Origin of the sequence: Pseudomonas sp. UBA5666, assembly GCF_002420785.1 — a bacterium.
Lineage (GTDB): Bacteria > Pseudomonadota > Gammaproteobacteria > Pseudomonadales > Pseudomonadaceae > Aquipseudomonas > Aquipseudomonas fulva.
Genome location: NZ_DIIQ01000037.1, coordinates 116,799 through 134,106 on the forward strand (window position 1 = coordinate 116,799; position 17,308 = coordinate 134,106).

Below are 17,308 nucleotides of genomic sequence, written 5' to 3' on the forward strand. Positions count from 1 at the left end.
CAGCCGAGGTGCAATTGTTACCCACCCGGCTGACCCTCACTCTCCATCACCCCCGCCCCTGATCTTTCACCCAATCGAGCATCCCACCCGGTACGATCAGCTCATGTCGAGCCCTGGAACACGCCGTGTACAACCCTGCCAGCAACCGAGCGCGCTCGTTGCGATTGCCTGTCACCTGTTGCGGCACCATCAGCTCTGGCGACACCATCACCCGCGCGAACTCCATGTTTCTCACATCCCGAACCCGCCCCAGGAACAGCTTGGGCGCCTTGTCCCAGCGATAGCGGCTCTTGGCCTTGGCAAAGTGCTGCGCGGTATACCCCTTGCCCAGCATCGAAGCCACCGCGATGAACGCCTTGTCGTCCCCTTTGTGCTCGGCCAGCGCCTGCCAGCTGGCGTACCGGAACAGCATCGGGTGCCGGGGCCGGGTGCCGTGGCGGTACAGCTCGATGCAGTCTTCGACGAACAGCTCGAAGTCCTTGCGTGCCCCGTGCAGCATCACGAACGCAACCCCAAGGTGCGTCAGGCGCTGGAACCAACCGAACAGGCCCCACTCGTCCTCGACGATCAAGGCCGTTGGCTGCTCGGGCACGGTCACGCCGTCGAAGAAACTGACGCGCGTGTAATGCTCGGCACTGCCGCTGAACGCGGCCTGGATGGCCGCCGGGTGCGCCTGAATCAACGGGTTGAGCACATTGTCCATGGCCGGCCCGACCCGCAACGAATGGTCGATGTAGCGTTGACGAATGAACCCGCCGTGGTGGGCGCTCAGGCCATTGAGGTTCTGCAACTCGTCACCCAGCGCAATCACCGACTGCGGGCTGCGGTCGAGCACCTCGAGCATGGGCGCTGACAATTCGTGGGCTTCGTCCACGATGACGTGGGTATAACGCGCATCGATCAGATAGCCGGTCAGGGCGAGCAATTTCACCCGGTGGTAATCACGCAGCGGCAACTGAATTTCCCTGGCCGGGGGGCGGATCAGCGCCTGCCAGTAAAGGCGCGCCGTTTCGAGCAGCACTTGCTGGTCCAGCGACGTGCTACCGGGCACGGACGACGGCAAGTGGTGCAAGCCAATCTGGGCGTCGCCAGTGTGGCAAAAGGCGCGCACCGCGCGTACGCACACACCCACCACGTCGACTGCCGACAGCGGTCCGACATCGGGCAAGCCGAGCCAGCGCACGATCTGCGACTCCTGCGGGCGCCAGGACTGCCGGGTGCGATACGGGTCACGCAGTCGCCAGCCGGTACGGGTCAGGTCGCGGTTCAAGAGCTCATCGGCCAGTTGCCCGAACGTCATGGCCGTGTAGGCCGCGGCATCCTTTACCCGCGCCTGCAGCGCGCGCAGTTGCCCTTCGGTCAAGGCCAGCAGCAAGGTGCGCTGCGGATCGAGCAACCTGGCGAACTGATGGATCAGAAAGGTCTTGCCGGTGCCCGCAAAGCCCTGCACCGCCACTGACTCGTCCACCCCGCTGAGAAACTCACGCAACAGGCGGTTCTGCTGGTCACTGAGCTTGAGGTCACTGGCAAGGGACGGCAGGTGCACGGCATGCAGGGGCGTGACGCGCTGGCGATACAGGTCGGCGAACTGGTAGTTCCACTGCCCCTGATCGTCCAGCAATTCATCCGGCGAATAGGCGACCTCAGGCGATAGCAACGCGACGCCATTCTCGCCCAGCATGCCCAGGCCCATGGCGAACGCTTCGCGGTCGAACTGCTGCTGTACCTGCGCCTGAAAGCGCCCGGGCGCTGCCTGCTCGACCTGCTGGGCAATGCGCAGCACCTCGGCGAAGCGCCGCTCCTGGGCGTCGGCTGTGAGCGGCCTGGGTTGACGGGCCAGGTGCTGGACGAACAGCACGGCAGCCGCTTGCAGCACATCGGCAGCGGCCAGTGGATCGGCGCACGTGCCGCCGGCAAGGCTGTCGGCCTGGTCACTGGGCAAAGGCAGGTAGAACATCGGCACCTCAGGCGTTTATCAGGGCGGCACGATAGCAACTTTATCGCCCTGATGCAGGCACCAAACACCTGGGGGTTGTCATGCCGCAACTTGAGGGCTGCTCAACCCTTGGCACGCCGTAACGTGTCACTGGGAAGTTCCTTGAACAAATGCCTGTAACTGTTTGAAAATCTTCCTAAATGCCAGAACGACCATTGCATCGCCACCTCGGCCACCGTGCCGCCGGCCCCATTCAACAAATCGCGCCGGGCGCCGTTCAGGCGTCTTAACCGCAACCACTGCGCAGGGGGCATCCCTGTGAAGGCTTTGAACGCCTGCTGCAACTGACGTAGCGAAACGCCCGCAACGCTCGCCAGTTCGACCAGGTTAAGCGTCTGTTCGGGACAATCGGCGGCCCATTCACTGACACGGCGCATAATGGCCCGCGCCTCAACCTGTTGCCACAGTGCCACGCCTTGCAAGCGCTGGCAGGCAGTGTCCAGAATGAACAGGCAATCGTGCAGCAGCTGCTCGGCCAGGGCTTGCCCCTGCACACGGCCCTGGGATTGCCCCAAGTGGGTCAGGGTGGCGCTCAGCCAACTGCCGAACAACGCCGTTTGCCCGCTGCCCAGCGGCACCATGAACAAGCCCTGAAGGCGTTCCAGGTCCAGCCCATGGCTGAGCAGGAAGGCCTGCTCGAACACCACGGCCACTTCCTGATAGTGCTCGGGGGTGATCCAGATGTTGCGGGTATGCTCATTGAGCAGGTACAGGTTGTTCTCGCTTCGGTCGAAGCAGAAGGTCAACGAGCCCTGCGGAGGCCGAAAGAATTGTTCCACGCGGGTGTTGAGACGTTCTTCGTACACCTGCAGCCCGTCCAGGCCCAGGCAGCGGAGCTCGCCGCTGAAATGACCCGGCGACATCTGCCGATAGTGCTGCTGCCACCCAGGTGTGATGCGGACCTGCTCGGTCACATCGTGAGTGTGGTAAGCCTGGACTTGCAAGGCATCTGCGGTATTCACGCGACATCCTTTGTGCACTCTAATGGTGCATTCGACAGCGTAGAAAGTGGATAGATCGTAGCCGGGACTGCGACCAAGATAGTCGCCAGCGCGTCGACTGGGAAGCCAATGGCTGTTCACCTGTAATGCCGCGCACTCACCGATAACCTCAAGAGGTCCGTATGAACGCCCCCTTCGATCAGTTGTCCGCCTGGCTGAAAGAGCACCGCATCACCGAGGTCGAATGCGTCATCAGCGACTTGACCGGCATCGCCCGCGGCAAGATCGCCCCTACTGCCAAGTTTCTGCACGAACGCGGCATGCGCCTGCCCGAGAGCGTGCTGTTACAGACCGTCACCGGCGACTACGTCGACGACGATATCTACTACAGCCTGCTCGATGCGGCCGACATCGACATGATCTGCCGGCCTGACCCCAGCGCGGTGTATCAAATCCCCTGGGCTATCGAGCCGACCGCAATCGTGATCCATGACACCTTCGACAAACAGGGCAACCCGATCGAGCTGTCACCTAGAAACGTTCTCAAGAAAGTGCTGCAACTGTATGCCGATAAAGGCTGGCAACCCATCGTGGCTCCGGAGATGGAGTTCTACTTGACCCAGCGCTGCGAAGACCCCGATCTGCCATTGCAGGTGCCGCTGGGACGCTCCGGGCGTGCCGAGAGTGGGCGCCAATCGTTCTCCATCGACGCTGCCAACGAGTTCGACCCGTTGTTCGAGGATGTCTATGACTGGTGCGAGCTGCAGGGGCTGGACCTGGACACCCTGATCCACGAAGACGGCCCGGCGCAGATGGAAATCAATTTCCGTCACGGTGACGCGCTTGACCTGGCCGACCAGATCACCGTATTCAAGCGCACCATGCGCGAAGCGGCCCTCAAGCACAACGTGGCGGCCACGTTCATGGCCAAGCCCATCACCGATGAACCGGGTAGCGCCATGCACCTGCACCAAAGCGTGCTCGACGTGGCCACGGGCAAGCCGGTGTTCGCCAACGATGACGGGAGCATGAGCCAGTTGTTCCTGCACCACATCGGCGGCCTGCAACGGTACATACCCAAGTTGCTGCCGATGTTCGCCCCCAACGTCAACTCGTTCCGCCGGTTCCTGCCGGACACCTCCGCCCCGGTCAACGTCGAGTGGGGCGAGGAAAACCGCACCGCAGGCCTGCGCGTACCCACCTCCACACCCGAGTCGATGCGCGTGGAAAACCGCTTGCCGGGCGCAGACGCCAACCCTTACTTGGCCATCGCCGCCAGCCTGCTGTGCGGCTACCTGGGCATGGTCGAGCAGATCGACCCCAGCGCCCCGGTCCAGGGCCGGGCCTACGAACGGCGCAACCTGCGCCTGCCGATCACCATCGAGGATGCGCTGCAACACATGGAAGATTGCCAGACCGTCCAACGGTACCTGGGCAAGTCCTTCGTGCAAGGCTACGTGGCGGTCAAGCGCGCCGAGCATGAGAACTACAAGCGCGTCATCAGCTCATGGGAGCGTGAGTTCCTGATGCTGAGCGTCTGACCCTGCAGGGGCCGCAGCGCGGCCCTTCCATACCGCACACCCACAACAATGCCAACGAGGTGTCGTCATGCATTACCTGAAAGCCCTGATCCCTTCTGCATTCACCCTGTTGTTCGCGGCCACCAGCCAGGCGGCGCCGACGGTGAGCGTGTACAACTGGACCGACTATATCGGTGACACGACGCTGGCGGACTTCCAGGCCAGCTCCGGTATCAAGGTGGTGTACGACGTGTTCGACTCCAACGAGACCCTCGAAGGCAAGCTGCTGGCCGGTCGCACCGGCTATGACGTGGTGGTCCCGTCCAACCACTTCCTGGCCCGTCAGGCCCAGGCGGGCGCTTTCCTGCCGCTTGATCGCAGCAAGCTGACCAACTGGCAGCACCTGGACCCCAAATTGCTCAAATTGCTGGAGCAGAACGATCCCGGTAACCGCTATGCAGTGCCCTACCTGTGGGGGACCAACGGCATCGGCTACAACGTGGACAAGGTCAAGGCAGCATTGGGTATCGATCGAGTGGACTCCTGGGCGGTGCTGTTCGAGCCCGAAAACCTCAAGAAACTCAAGCAGTGCGGCGTGGCCTTCATGGATTCTCCCGACGAATTGTTCCCAGCCATGCTCAACTACCTGGGCATGGACCCGCGCAGCGAAAACGCAGCGGACTATCCCAAAGCCGAGGCGCGCCTGCTGGCCCTGCGGCCCTATATCACGTACTTCCACTCCTCCAAATACGTATCGGACCTGGCCAACGGCAACATCTGCATCGCGTTTGGCTATTCGGGCGATGTGTTCCAGGCGGCCAACCGCGCGGCGGACGCCAAAAATGGCGTGAAGATCGCCTACAGCATCCCCAAGGAGGGCAGCAACCTGTGGTTCGACCTGCTGGCCATCCCCAAGGATGCCAACAACCCCGAGCAGGCCCTGGCCTTCATCAACTACCTGCTCGACCCACAGGTCATCGCCAAGGTGAGCGCGACGGTCGGTTATGCCAATGCCAACCCCGATGCCAAGGCATTCATGGACCCGGCGCTGGTGAACAACCCCGAGGTCTACCCCCCTCAGGAGGTGCTGGACAAGCTGTACATCTCCACGACACAGAGTCCGAAGATCATGCGCCTGATGACGCGCTCCTGGACCAAGATCAAGTCCAATCGCTGAGTGAGCACGCCCCATGACTTTACCTGCCGAACATGCCGCGTCCTACTATGCGGCCACTGCCCGTGATACCAACCGCTACCCGCACCTGGAGGGCGACATCGATGCCGATGTGTGCGTCGTCGGCGGTGGCCTGACAGGGGTCAACACTGCGCTGGAACTCGCCGAGCGCGGCCTGTCGGTGGTGCTGCTCGAAGGCCGGCGCGTGGGCTGGGGTGCCAGCGGGCGCAACGGCGGCCAGCTGATCCGTGGTATCGGCCACGACGTCAACGGCTTCGCCCGGTACGTGGGCGAGGACGGCGTGCGGTATCTGAAGCAGGCAGGCATCGACTCGGTCACCCTGGTGGCTGAGCGGATCGCCCGCCATGGCATAGAATGCGACCTGCGCTGGGGCTTCTGCGAGCTGGCCAATACCCCCGCCCAGTTCGCTGCCTTTGGCGCCGAACAGCAGGAGCTGGCGGCGCTGGGATACCAGCCGCACACCTACCGGGTGCCGGCAGAGCGGCTGCGCGAGGTGGTCGGCAGCGACCGCTACGCAGGCGGCATGGTGGACATGGGCTCAGGGCACCTACATCCCCTGGATCTGGTGCAGGGCGAAGCTCGAGCGGCGCAGTCCCTGGGGGTGCAGATCTTTGAACAGAGCCCCGTGCTTCGCATCGACCACGGCTCCACGGTAACGGTGCACACCGCACACGGCAAAGTGCGCGCTGCCAGCCTGGTACTCGGTTGCAATGCCCACCTTGAGGGCCTGGAACCCAGACTCAGCGGCAAGGTGCTGCCGGCGGGCAGCTACGTGGTCGCAACCGAACCACTGGAGGAAGCGGTCGCGAAGTCGCTCATCCCCCAGAACATGGCCTTGTGTGATCAAAAAGTGGGCCTGGACTACTATCGGCTGACCGCCGACAGGCGCTTGCTGTGCGGCGGTGCCTGCCACTACTCCGGGCGCGATCCTCGCGACATCGCCGCGTACATGCGGCCCAAGGTACAGCGGGTGTTCCCGCAGTTGGGCGAAGTGCGCATCGACTACCAATGGGGCGGCATGATCGGCATCACTGCCAACCGCTTCCCGCAGGTCGGACGACTACGTGATCACCCCAACGTCTACTATGCCCAAGGTTATTCGGGCCATGGGCTGAACGTCACACACTGGACGGCCAGGCTGCTCGCCCAAAGCATCGCGCTGGGGCAAAGCAAGGGGCTGGATGTGTTCAGCGCCGTGCCGCACCTCACGTTCCCCGGCGGCAGAGCGTTGCGCTCACCTCTGCTGGCCCTTGGCATGTTGTGGTACCGGCTGCGCGAGGCCTTGGGGTGAAGACGTTCAGGTATAGGCCAAGGGCCATGTGGTAGTCTGCGCCCCTTGAAATGCACGGTCACGCCGACCCTGCCAAAAGGAAGCGGGCCACCAGGCCCAGGCCAGATCAGGACCCCTCCCATGCTGTTCCACAAGAACATCAACGCCTTGCGTGCGTTGGCTGTCGTATCGGTCGTGCTGTACCACTTCAAGATCCCGGGGTTCTCGGCCGGGTTTCTCGGCGTGGATGTGTTCTTCGTGATTTCGGGCTACCTGATGACGCGGATCATCGTGAGCGGCCTGCACAAACAGCAGTTCTCGCTGATCGGCTTCTACGCGGCCAGGGCCAGGCGAATCATTCCGGCCCTGCTGGGGTTGTGCATCGCCCTGGCAGTGTTCGGGTATTTTTTCCTGGCAACGGACGACTACCGGGAATTGCTGCGCACCAGCAAGCAAAGCCTGCTGTTCACGTCCAACCATTATTTCGCCCGTGACGGCAGTTATTTCGACGCACCGCTTCAGGAAAACTGGCTGCTGCACACCTGGTCGCTGTCGGTGGAGTGGCAGTTCTACCTGATTTACCCAGTGATCATGATGGGCCTGCACAAGGTGTTTGCACTGCCAACCTTCAAGCGCCTTGTGTTGGCGCTTGGTGTCGGTTCCCTGGTGTTCTCGGCGCTCTACACCCCAGGCCATCCGGTCGCATCGTTCTTCCTGCTGCCCACCCGGGCCTGGGAAATGCTCGCTGGGGGGCTGGTGTTTTTGTATCCGCTCGCGCTTTCGCCCAGGGCTGCGGCACTGTGCGAAGGCCTGGGCCTTGCGCTGATTGCAGGCGCCCTGGCACTGCTGCCCCACGATGCTACTTGGCCGGGTTACCTGGCGCTGGTGCCGGTGATCGGCACCGTGCTGGTGATCCACGCCAATGCCAACAGCCTGTTCGCACGCAACCGGGCGCTGGCATTTCTGGGCAAGACGTCGTATTCGATCTACCTGTGGCACTGGCCTTTGGTGGTGTTGCTCTATACCTGCGGGCTACTACACGACTGGCGCGCGGTGACCTGTGCGGTGCTGTTGTCGGTTGCGCTGGGCGCGGCATCCTATGGGTTGATCGAAAGCAGGACACGCGCCCTGAAGCGCCCGGTACTGGGCCTTGTCCGCTACGCGGGCATGGGCCTGGTGTGGGTGGCAACGGCCGGCGCCGTGGCCTCGGCGATCAAGCACAACCCGCAACTGCGCTGGACCCAGGATGACGGCAAGCCAGAATACGAAAGCAAGCTGTACGCACAGCACTGCGACACCAACGCGTACGGGGCCTCGCAGTGCGTGTTGGGCACCGGCGACATCTCGGCCCTTTTGCTGGGCGACAGTCATGCCCAGTCAACCGCTGCGGCCTTGATGCTGGAAAACCCCGGCGCGGCCATGGGCTGGGCCCGGGCCGGCTGCCCTACCCTGATCGACTTCGAAATGGGCGACAAGGACGTCGAGCAGCACTGCAAAGCTTTCAACGCCGACAAGTTCGCCAAACTGGCTACGGACTACCCTGGCGTCCCCCTGTTCCTGTTCAGCCGGGCAGCGCTGTATACCGACGAGCGTCGGCACAGTGGCTACAGCGTCTATTTCAACGGCGACAAGCACCAAAGCGGCCCGGCATTCGAACGGCAGTTCATCCAGACCTACACCCAAACGGTCTGCATGCTGGCACGCAATCGCCCGGTGTATATCGTCAAGCCAGTGCCGGAAATGCCGTTCAGTGTGTACAAGGGCCTGACCCTGCAGCATCGGCTACTGGGCATGAACAGCGACATCGTTACGCCTGTCAGCGAGTACCAGGCCCGCAACCGCCTGGCCCTGGAAGCCATCGAGACGGCGGCCGAACGCTGCCACGCAGGTATCGTCGACCCGGTGCCCTACCTGTGTCCGGACGGCAGGTGCATGGGTTCCAAGGACGGGAGGCCGCTGTATTTCGATGACAACCACTTGATCGACGCGGGCAACGAACAACTCAAGGGCCTATTCAAGCAGGCCCTGCACAGCAACACGGGTTCGACTGCCGTGCGCTGAAGCGCAGGGTGCTCAACACTCGACGAACGCAACGGCCAAGCCGCCGCGAGAGGTTTCCTTGTAGTTGGCGTGCATGTCCGCCCCGGTGTCGCGCATGGTGCGGATGACGCGGTCCAGGGAAATGAAGTGCTCTCCATTACCGCGCAGCGCCATCTGCACGGCATTGATCGCCTTGACCGCGGCGATGGCATTGCGCTCGATGCAAGGTACCTGTACCAGGCCGCCGACCGGGTCACAGGTCAGGCCCAGGTTGTGCTCCAGGGCGATTTCAGCGGCGTTTTCCAGTTGCGCCGGTGTCGCGCCCAGCAGCTGCGCCAGGCCTGCGGCTGCCATCGAGCACGCCGAGCCCACCTCGCCCTGGCAGCCCACCTCGGCGCCGGAAATCGACGCGTTCTTCTTGCACAGGATGCCCACCGCCGCAGCCGCCAGGAGGAAATCCACCACGTCGTCATCGCAGGCGCCGGGGTTGAATTTCATGAAGTAGTGCAACACGGCCGGGATGATGCCGGCTGCGCCATTGGTGGGTGCGGTGACCATGCGACCCCCGGCGGCATTCTCTTCATTGACAGCCAGGGCGAACAGGTTGACCCACTCCATGGCGCTCAAGGTAGAACCGATGACATTGGGCTTGCCCAGCTCTTGCAAGCTGCGGTGCAACTTGGCCGCCCGGCGCTTGACCTGCAAGCCGCCTGGCAATACGCCCTCGTTGCGCAGCCCATTGTCGACGCACTCGCGCATGGCAGCCCAGATGCGCAGCAGCCCGTCCCGCACCTGCGCTTCGGGTCGCCAGGCGCATTCGTTGGCCATCATCAACTGGGCCACGCTCAGGCCATGCTGGCCGCACAGCGCCAGCAGCTCGGCTGCGCTGTCGAACTCGTAGGGCAGCGTGACGGTTGGCGCCAGCCCCACGGGCGCGGTCAGCTCGGCCTCCTCGACAATGAAGCCGCCGCCCACCGAATAGTAGGTCTGGTGCAGCAGGCTGGTCTGCGCGTCGAACGCCTCCAGGCGCATGGCGTTGGGGTGATAAGGCAGGTTTTCATCGAGCAACAGCAGGTCGCGGGCGTAGTCGAACGCCACGGGATGGCTGCCGTCGACCATCAGGCAGTGCTCCTGCAGTACCTGGCCGATGCGCGAGTCGATGCTGGCAGGATCGATGCCGTCCGGCCACTGTCCCATCAGGCCCAGAAGGCAGGCCCGGTCGGTCGCATGGCCCACGCCAGTGGCCGAGAGCGAGCCGTACAGGCGTACTTCGACACGCTGGGTGCTTCGGAGCAGGCCCTGCTCGCGCAGCGCTTGGGCAAATGTGGCGGCGGCGCGCATCGGTCCAACCGTGTGCGAACTGGAGGGGCCGATACCTATCTTGAAAAGGTCGAAAACACTGATAGCCATGCTAATACCTGACGGGCGGTTGCTGCTGCCAAAACACCCAACGCTTGGAAACCTAGGGCGCACAGGCCCGTTTCGCGAGATACTGCGCGCCTGTGCTACAAATGACCAACGAAACTTCCTAAGCCAGCCTTTAGCAGGACTAAACCATGAGACGTCAACTGACAGGGCAATCCTTCGTCTGGCTGCACGTGTTCGCCTGTGCTGCCCGCCACCTGTCGTTCACCCGCTGCGCCGAAGAGCTGCATATCACCCCGGGGGCCGTGAGCCAGCAGATGCGCCAGCTGGAGGAACGGCTGGGTTATCGGCTGTTCCTGCGCCGCGCCCGTGGCGTGGAACTGAGTGCCGAAGGCCAGCGCCTGGCACAGACGGTGGCCGATGCCTATGGCAGCATCGAGGCCGAACTGCTGCGCCTGGATGCAGGTGAAATTCGCGGCACCGTACGGGTGCGCTCGATCCCATCGTTTCTGGCCAAATGGCTGACGCCGCGGCTGTCACGTTTCCAGCAGCGCTATCCCGACATCGAGCTGCGGCTGGTGGCCGAGGACAGCGCACAGGCACTGACGCCTGGGGATTTCGACCTTGCGATCGACCTGAATGACGGCAGCTACCCGGGCATGCTGTCGACGCCGCTGCTGGCCGAGCAGATCTTCCCGGTCTGCTCCCCGGCCCTGCTGCGTGGGCGCCCCCCGCTGCACGGGCCAGCGGACCTGGTGCATTACCCGTTGCTGCACGACATCACGGCGTGGCGAGGCAGCTCGGAATATGCCGAATGGGAATTCTACCTGGAGGGCATCGGCGCGTCGGCGCAACCCGTTCGGCGTGGCCACACCTTCAACCGCAACCACTTGACCATCGAGGCGGCCATTGCGGGCCTTGGCGTGGCCATTGCCCGGCGTACTCTGCTCAACGACGAACTGGAGCGCGGCGCGCTGATCGTGCCATTCGGGGTCGCCATCCCCAACCACAAGCGCTACGTGGTGCACTACCCACCCGGCGGGTTGAACCAGCCCGGCGCGCGTGCGGTACACGACTGGCTGGTGGCAGAAGCGCAAGCATTTCGTGAATTGCATCCTCTGTCTGGCGCACCGCAAGACCTCTAGCGCAGAGCACCGGGCATGCTTGGAAGCGGTTAGGGTCGCTAATACGCCTGCTTGCCGGTAAAAGCGTTGAGGGTGCGCACCAGGATCACGAAATCCAGCCACAGGGACCAGTTGTTGATGTACTCGATGTCCGAATCGACGCGCTGGATCATCTGCTCGATGTCCTTGGTTTCACCCCTGAATCCTCGCACCTGGGCAAGGCCGGTCATGCCCGGCTTGATGTTGTGGCGCGCAAAATAGTCGACGATGTCCTGGGAGTACAGCGTGTCATGCTGCAACGCATGGGGCCTGGGGCCAACCAGTGACATCTCGCCCGTCAGCACGTTGAACAACTGTGGCAGCTCATCAAGGCTGGTGCGCCTGATGAACGCGCCGACCCGGGTCAAGCGCGGGTCGTTCTTCTGCGCCTGCTTGATCTGCCCGGCTTCGGGCTGGTGAACATGCATGCTGCGAAACTTCCAGATCCGAAACGACTCCCCGGTCCAGCCCGTGCGTTCCTGCCGGAAGAACACCGGGCCTGGGCTGTCGAGCTTGATTGCCAGGGCCACGGCCAGTAACACGGGCGATGCACACAGCAGAATCAGTGCCGCCAGGATGCGATCCTCGAGGTTCTTCAGGAACAGGCTCATGCCAGTCAAAGGGGTTTCGGACAAGGTCAGAACGGGAATGCCGGCGATTTCGCGCACGCTGTGATTGATCAGGCGCAGGGAGAAAATGTCGGGCACCCAGTTGACCGCGATGCACTTGTCGAGCAATTTGAAATAGACGTCGCTGATGACTTGCGAGCCTCCAAGGGGCGTTACCAGGTAGACCGTGCGAATGCCATGCTGGGCGACGATGCCGTCCAGATCACCGATATGCCCGAGCACCGGCAGGCGCTGCTTGCCTTGCTCAACGTCGTCGCCATGCGGCGCGGCCTCTGCAGTCAACACGCAGCCCACCACCCGTTCCCCGAACCAGGGGTTGCTGCTGATTTTCTGATAGAGAAAATTGGCCAGGTCCCCGTCGCCGATGATCAGGGCGTTCTCCAGGCGAGCGTGGGCGGTAAAGCGTTTTTGCAGTTCACGCACGGCAAAATGCAGGAACAGCTGGGCGATGTAGCCGATGACGAACAGTTCCACCACCAGCAACCGTGAGTAGGTTTCGCTCTGCTTGGTCAGAAAGGCCATGACCACCAGGAAGCAGAACGTCGCTGACCACGCCTTGAACAGCCGGAACGCCTTGATCGACAGCCCGACGTTGGTGCGATAGATGGCGTAGTGATCGTAAATGACCGCCAGCGCCCCGATCAGCAGCAACAGCATGATGACGTAGTCGGATGTGATGTAGCCGAACTGGTCGTAGATCAGGTACCAGGCGATGCCGGTCACCGCTACGCCATCCAGACCGGCTTGCACGGCGTTGCTGACACTGCTTCTGCGCTGAAGCAAAGACCGGCTGCTTCGGGGTTCGAACACCATTTCAGACCTCATCGATGGGTGCATGGCCAGGGCCTGTGATCGCCCCTTGATACTGAAGAACAGCGTTGGCGAAGCCGGTAAAGCAGCAGGCGCGCTCGGGTGTGTGTAGCCGTGATATCACTGTAGCAGCCCGTCCTTGGGTGCGCGGTGCCTTTGGGCAACCGCGCCATGTCGTCAGTCGCCAGGGTGCGGCGCTCGCTCTGCCTGGGCGAACCGCCGCGCGCGTAACAGAAATAGCGGATTGCCAACCACGTAGCGCATGAACAGCCGCCGTGGCTCGCACAACAGGCGGTACAACCATTCCGCACCCAGGCGCCTGATCCAGGCCGGTGCGCGATGGACCTTGCCGCCCATGAAATCCAGCACGGCGCCGCCGCAAACGATCGTGCACGCCAGGCCGGTGCGTTTGAGCGCAGCCGCCACCGCCTCCTGCTTGGGCATGCCCATGCCCAGCACGATGAGATCCGGCCGGTGCTTGGTCGCCAGGCGCAGGTAGGTCGGCACGTCGGCGAAGCCGTCATGCACCGAAACCGGCGTGACGCCATAGGTGGCAACGCAGCACTGAACAGCCTGCTCCAGGAAGGGCTGGCGGGTGCCCCAGAAGGCCACGCGGCGCCCACCATAGGCGTGCACCAACCGAGGAATGAAATCGGTCCCATTCATGTTCAACCCTGGCGCCAACCCAAGCTGCCGGTACAGCATCGCCATGCCCGAGCCATCGCGCAGCAGCACATCGGCCCCCAGCAGCGCCTCACCATAGGCGTCATCGCTAACGATCAGGTTCATGGCATGGGCATTGACGAAGCCCAGCACGGTCGGGGCTACAGGGGCAGCCAAGCCTTGCAGCAGGCGCTCGGCAGCCTCGTCGTCCTGGATCACCTGCAACTGGTCGATGACCGCGTGCCATCGTGCTCGCCACTGCTCACCGGCCATCAATCCTCCTCCCGGCGGGAGCGCACCCACTCCACCTGGCGTTTGATCAGAAAACCCACGTACACCGGGACCTTGCGCAAGGCGTAGAACGGCGCGTAAAGCAGCACCGAGAACGGAATCACGTCGCGGCAGAACCGCGCCCAGGCCAGCAGCACCGCAAGCGCCAGTAACAGCAACGCACTTAGCGCCATCCAGGCAGGTATCGCAATGCCTGCCACGGCGTAGGCCAACCAGGTAAGGGCGTTGAGCCCCAACAGCATCAGGACCAGCAAGGCCAGCGGAGGCACCAGCACGTCCAGCGTCAAACCGGCCAAGGCCAGGTTGCGCTGGCGCACGGCAGCCCAGGCGCGACGGGGCGCATCGGCCAGCATCAGCCCCAGGTGCCCGTGCTCCCAACGCGTGCGTTGGCTGTTCAGGCCCTGCTCGCTAGTGGGGAACTGACTGGTGACCAGCGCCTGCGGGCAAAACAATGGCGGCGTGCCCCGCTGGCAGAGGTCCAGGCCCAACTTCACATCTTCGACCAGATGCCCGTTGGCCAAGTCCACGGCGGCCAAGTCCTGCCAAGGGAACGCCATGCCCGAGCCCATCAACTGGCACGGCAGGCCCACCCGTGCCCAGCCACGGGGCCGGACCAGGTTCTTGACCCGCCAGGCGAACTCGGCCACCTGCACCTTGAGACCGGCACCTGCCGGCGCCCTCATGAGGTACAGCGCCTGCACGGGTCGGCCGCTCTGTGCGCAGCGACGGGCCAACTGCTCGAGCGCACCTTTCTCTGCACGGCAATCGGCATCGACGATGATCACCACCTGGCGTGGGTCGGCGGCCAGGTGACGCATGCCGAAGTCCAGCGCATAGCCTTTGCCCCGGCGCAAGGCATCCTGACGCACGACCACCTCGGCGCCGCCCTCCTCGGCCCGCCGCGCCGTGTCGTCGCTGCAGTTGTCGGCCACAACCAGCAGGCGGTCACCGGCTTGCAGTTGCGGCACGAGGCTCGCGAGCGTTGCGCCGATGATGCTCGCCTCGTCATGGGCCGGCACCAGCACGGCCACCTGCGGGCGCGTCCAGGCAGCGGCAGGTTGTGCACGAGCGGGCAGGTACGCCAGCAACACCTGCCCCAGCAGTACCAGCACCGGAACCGATACCAGGAACGCCAGTGCCCCCAGCAAGAACGTCAATACAGTGATCATGCCGTTGCCTTGAAATACTCGGCCAGCCGGGCCGCCTCAGTGTCGACATCATGCCGTTCCAATACCCGAGCATGGCCGGCTGCGCCCATGCGCTGCAGCGCCTCGACGGGCTGCTGGAGGCACTCGGCGATGGCTTCGGTCAATTGTTCGACGTCGCCCGCCGGCACCAGCCAGCCGTTCTCGCCGGGGCGCACCAGCTCGGGGATACCTGCCACGTAGGTGCTCAGCACTGGACGGCGCAGCGCCATGGCTTCCATCAAGACCACGGGTAGCCCTTCGGCAAAACTGGGCAGCACCAGGGCACGCGCCGCCAGGATGTGCTCGCGCACTTGCGCACTGCCAATCCAGCCAGTGATGCGCACCTGGTGCTGCAAGCCATGATGGGCGATCAACCGTTCTATCTCCCCACGCAGCTCGCCATCACCGGCCAGCACCAGTTCGAAGGCGATGGCACGCGCCGCCAACCGGGAGGCAGCTTCGAGCAACAGCAACTGGCCTTTCTGCTCGCACAGGCGACCCACGCAAACCAGTCTCGGCGCCTGGGGTATCGCCACGCTAGGCACTTCATGAAACGCACGCTCCAGACCGCAATGCACTACCTTGACCTTTGGCCAGTGGGCGTGCGCCACCCAGCGATACAGCTGACTGCGTCCGTAGGCACTGACCGCTGCCACGAAAGCGGCTCGGTCGACCTTTTCGCCCAGGTGCAGGAACTGCGGTTTGTCGAACTCCTCCGGTCCGTGAACAGTGAAGCTGAAAGGCGGCCCACCCAGTGCATGGACGAGCATGACGACCTCAGCGGAGTTGGTGCCAAAGTGGGCATGGACGTGGGAGGCCCCGCTTTGCTGCAGCCAGAGCAGTACCTGACAGGCTTCGGCCAGGTACACCAAATGATACGGCCAGGTGCGGTCCGCCCTGTATCCCATGCGCAAGGCCAGGTTCAGGGTGTGCAGGAACCGCCGTGGCTGTGCCCGCAGCACGTGCCAGAGGGGTTTGAGCAAACCCGACAGCCCTTGCTGCAGCACATAAACCGTTTTGGCTTTCTCGCAAGCGTCCTCGGGATCCTGCACCTCGGCGTCCCATCCGCGCAGGGCAATGCGCTGTACCGTAATGCCCAGACGTTCAAGCGCCAGGATTTCGCGCCGTATGAAACTGTGACTCACTTTCGGGTACTGATTGACGAAGTAAGCAATACGCATACAAATCCAGATCCAAACCCGCTTGATGACCCCCCGCGCCCGACAAGCCTTATGAACGGCCTTCTGTCAGGGGCGGAGCGTCCACTGCCGATGCATGCCCAGCGCATGCATCCCCTTGTAGTTCTTGTAGTTCATGGTTCCCGGCAGCGCCTGCCAAAGCCTCGTGCATGCGCGTGAAAACATCGTCGAGCAACGCCTGCCGGCGGCGGTACATGGCCCGTTTCTTGGCGGGAATATCCGAATCGGCGCGCTGTGCAGCCACCAGGGGCAGCTCGAAGAAACCGTTGCAGGGCGTCGGTTGGCCGCCGTGCTCCTGCCAGATAGCATCGTAGTCGGCCGCCAGTTCCCGGGCGGTGTCGGCGCCAAAATAAGGATGACGGTGGTGCCTGCAACGGTCGCTGACGGCCAGTATGCGATCGACCGAAAGCGAGCGCGCCAGGCATTTGAGCGCTTCGAGCACCAGGCTGCGCGGGCGCAGGCCTTCGAAATGCTTGGTCAGGTCGCGATAGATGGACAGGGATGTTTCGCTGTCGATGCCTTTGTGGATGCCTTGCACCGCGCCAATGAACAGCGTCAACGTGTTTGCGTCCCTGCACAGGGTGAAGGCGAGTGACGCGACCCGCAGGTCGCCCTGAAACAGGTTCAGGACCAACTCGCCTTCGCGTTTGAACCAGATCGGCCGGTCCAGTACCAGGCTGCAAGCGGGTGAATGATCCCCCAGGTCGCACAACACACGGCGTTCATCGCGGCCTGTGACCAGAAGCCCCGGCGCTTGTGCAGTCACCACTTCGAAATGCGAGGCCACGGCATCTAACCGTTGGGCCACGCTCCAGGCACTACTGATGTAGGGCCATTGCACCATGCCCAGCGCGTCGTCGCCCATGCGCTGGCGCCATTGTGGGCCCAGTGCAGTCGTCATGCGTCCCATGAAGCGCACAAGCGCGTGGCGATGGCTCATCATCAGCAGGGCCAGCGCGCACTTGCTCTTCACGGCGCGCGGGGTGAAACCGGGTTGCAACGTCGATACGCGGGTCACGAGGCGGACAAGCATCATGGG

The 17,308-nt window shown here is 63.3% G+C and carries 13 protein-coding genes; 5 read left to right on the top strand and 8 right to left on the bottom strand.

All coding sequences use genetic code 11. From position 1 onward, the window contains the following. Positions 1 to 46: 46 nt before the first annotated feature. Positions 47 to 1,957, bottom strand: a complete 1,911-nt coding sequence (locus B2Y33_RS16270) for an AAA family ATPase (protein WP_206406073.1) — start codon at positions 1,955 to 1,957, stop codon at positions 47 to 49. A 101-nt stretch (positions 1,958 to 2,058) separates the two neighbouring features. Then, positions 2,059 to 2,958, bottom strand: coding sequence for a helix-turn-helix domain-containing protein (locus tag B2Y33_RS16275; RefSeq protein WP_206406072.1), 900 nt, complete (start codon positions 2,956 to 2,958; stop codon positions 2,059 to 2,061). A gap of 161 nt (positions 2,959 to 3,119) precedes the next feature. Here B2Y33_RS16275 and B2Y33_RS16280 point away from each other — a divergent pair, with 161 nt between their 5' ends. The 4 genes from B2Y33_RS16280 (at position 3,120) to B2Y33_RS16295 (ending at position 8,983) form a co-directional block, all read left to right on the top strand. Beyond that, positions 3,120 to 4,478, top strand: a complete 1,359-nt coding sequence (locus B2Y33_RS16280) for a glutamine synthetase family protein (protein ID WP_027916328.1) — start codon at positions 3,120 to 3,122, stop codon at positions 4,476 to 4,478. Between the two features lie 67 nt (positions 4,479 to 4,545). Continuing rightward, positions 4,546 to 5,634: a polyamine ABC transporter substrate-binding protein gene (locus B2Y33_RS16285; RefSeq protein ID WP_028687795.1), complete on the top strand. Its 1,089-nt coding sequence runs from the start codon at positions 4,546 to 4,548 to the stop codon at positions 5,632 to 5,634. A 13-nt stretch (positions 5,635 to 5,647) separates the two neighbouring features. Continuing rightward, positions 5,648 to 6,943, top strand: coding sequence for an NAD(P)/FAD-dependent oxidoreductase (locus tag B2Y33_RS16290; RefSeq protein ID WP_288633140.1), 1,296 nt, complete (start codon positions 5,648 to 5,650; stop codon positions 6,941 to 6,943). A gap of 120 nt (positions 6,944 to 7,063) precedes the next feature. Then, the gene (locus B2Y33_RS16295) at positions 7,064 to 8,983 is read left to right on the top strand and encodes an acyltransferase family protein (protein ID WP_206406071.1); all 1,920 of its coding nucleotides are present in this window, start codon (positions 7,064 to 7,066) and stop codon (positions 8,981 to 8,983) included. Positions 8,984 to 8,995: 12 nt separating this feature from the next. On the opposite strand, the gene B2Y33_RS16300 is transcribed toward B2Y33_RS16295, so the two are convergent. Further along, complete coding sequence (locus tag B2Y33_RS16300) at positions 8,996 to 10,372, bottom strand: L-serine ammonia-lyase (RefSeq protein WP_206406070.1); 1,377 nt, start codon at positions 10,370 to 10,372, stop codon at positions 8,996 to 8,998. 146 nt (positions 10,373 to 10,518) lie between these two features. Here B2Y33_RS16300 and B2Y33_RS16305 point away from each other — a divergent pair, with 146 nt between their 5' ends. Continuing rightward, complete coding sequence (locus B2Y33_RS16305; protein ID WP_027916333.1) at positions 10,519 to 11,472, top strand: LysR substrate-binding domain-containing protein; 954 nt, start codon at positions 10,519 to 10,521, stop codon at positions 11,470 to 11,472. Positions 11,473 to 11,510: 38 nt separating this feature from the next. Here the strand turns inward: B2Y33_RS16305 and B2Y33_RS16310 are convergent, their stop codons facing one another. The 5 genes from B2Y33_RS16310 to B2Y33_RS16330 form a co-directional block, all read right to left on the bottom strand. After that, positions 11,511 to 12,932, bottom strand: coding sequence for an undecaprenyl-phosphate glucose phosphotransferase (locus B2Y33_RS16310; RefSeq protein ID WP_027916334.1), 1,422 nt, complete (start codon positions 12,930 to 12,932; stop codon positions 11,511 to 11,513). Between the two features lie 174 nt (positions 12,933 to 13,106). After that, positions 13,107 to 13,865 (bottom strand): WecB/TagA/CpsF family glycosyltransferase, encoded by a 759-nt coding sequence (locus tag B2Y33_RS16315; protein WP_028687791.1) that lies wholly within the window; start codon positions 13,863 to 13,865, stop codon positions 13,107 to 13,109. Continuing rightward, on the bottom strand, positions 13,865 to 15,052 hold the full coding sequence (locus tag B2Y33_RS16320) for a glycosyltransferase family 2 protein (RefSeq protein ID WP_140174281.1): 1,188 nt from the start codon (positions 15,050 to 15,052) through the stop codon (positions 13,865 to 13,867). The genes B2Y33_RS16315 and B2Y33_RS16320 overlap by 1 nt, the downstream gene beginning before the upstream one ends. Continuing rightward, complete coding sequence (locus B2Y33_RS16325; protein ID WP_140174282.1) at positions 15,049 to 16,251, bottom strand: glycosyltransferase; 1,203 nt, start codon at positions 16,249 to 16,251, stop codon at positions 15,049 to 15,051. Before B2Y33_RS16325 ends, B2Y33_RS16320 begins: the two co-directional genes overlap by 4 nt. A gap of 49 nt (positions 16,252 to 16,300) precedes the next feature. After that, positions 16,301 to 17,305 carry a DUF535 family protein gene (locus tag B2Y33_RS16330; protein WP_027916338.1) on the bottom strand — a complete coding sequence of 335 codons (1,005 nt, stop codon included), beginning with the start codon at positions 17,303 to 17,305 and terminating at the stop codon, positions 16,301 to 16,303. Between the last annotated feature and the right edge of the window lie 3 nt (positions 17,306 to 17,308).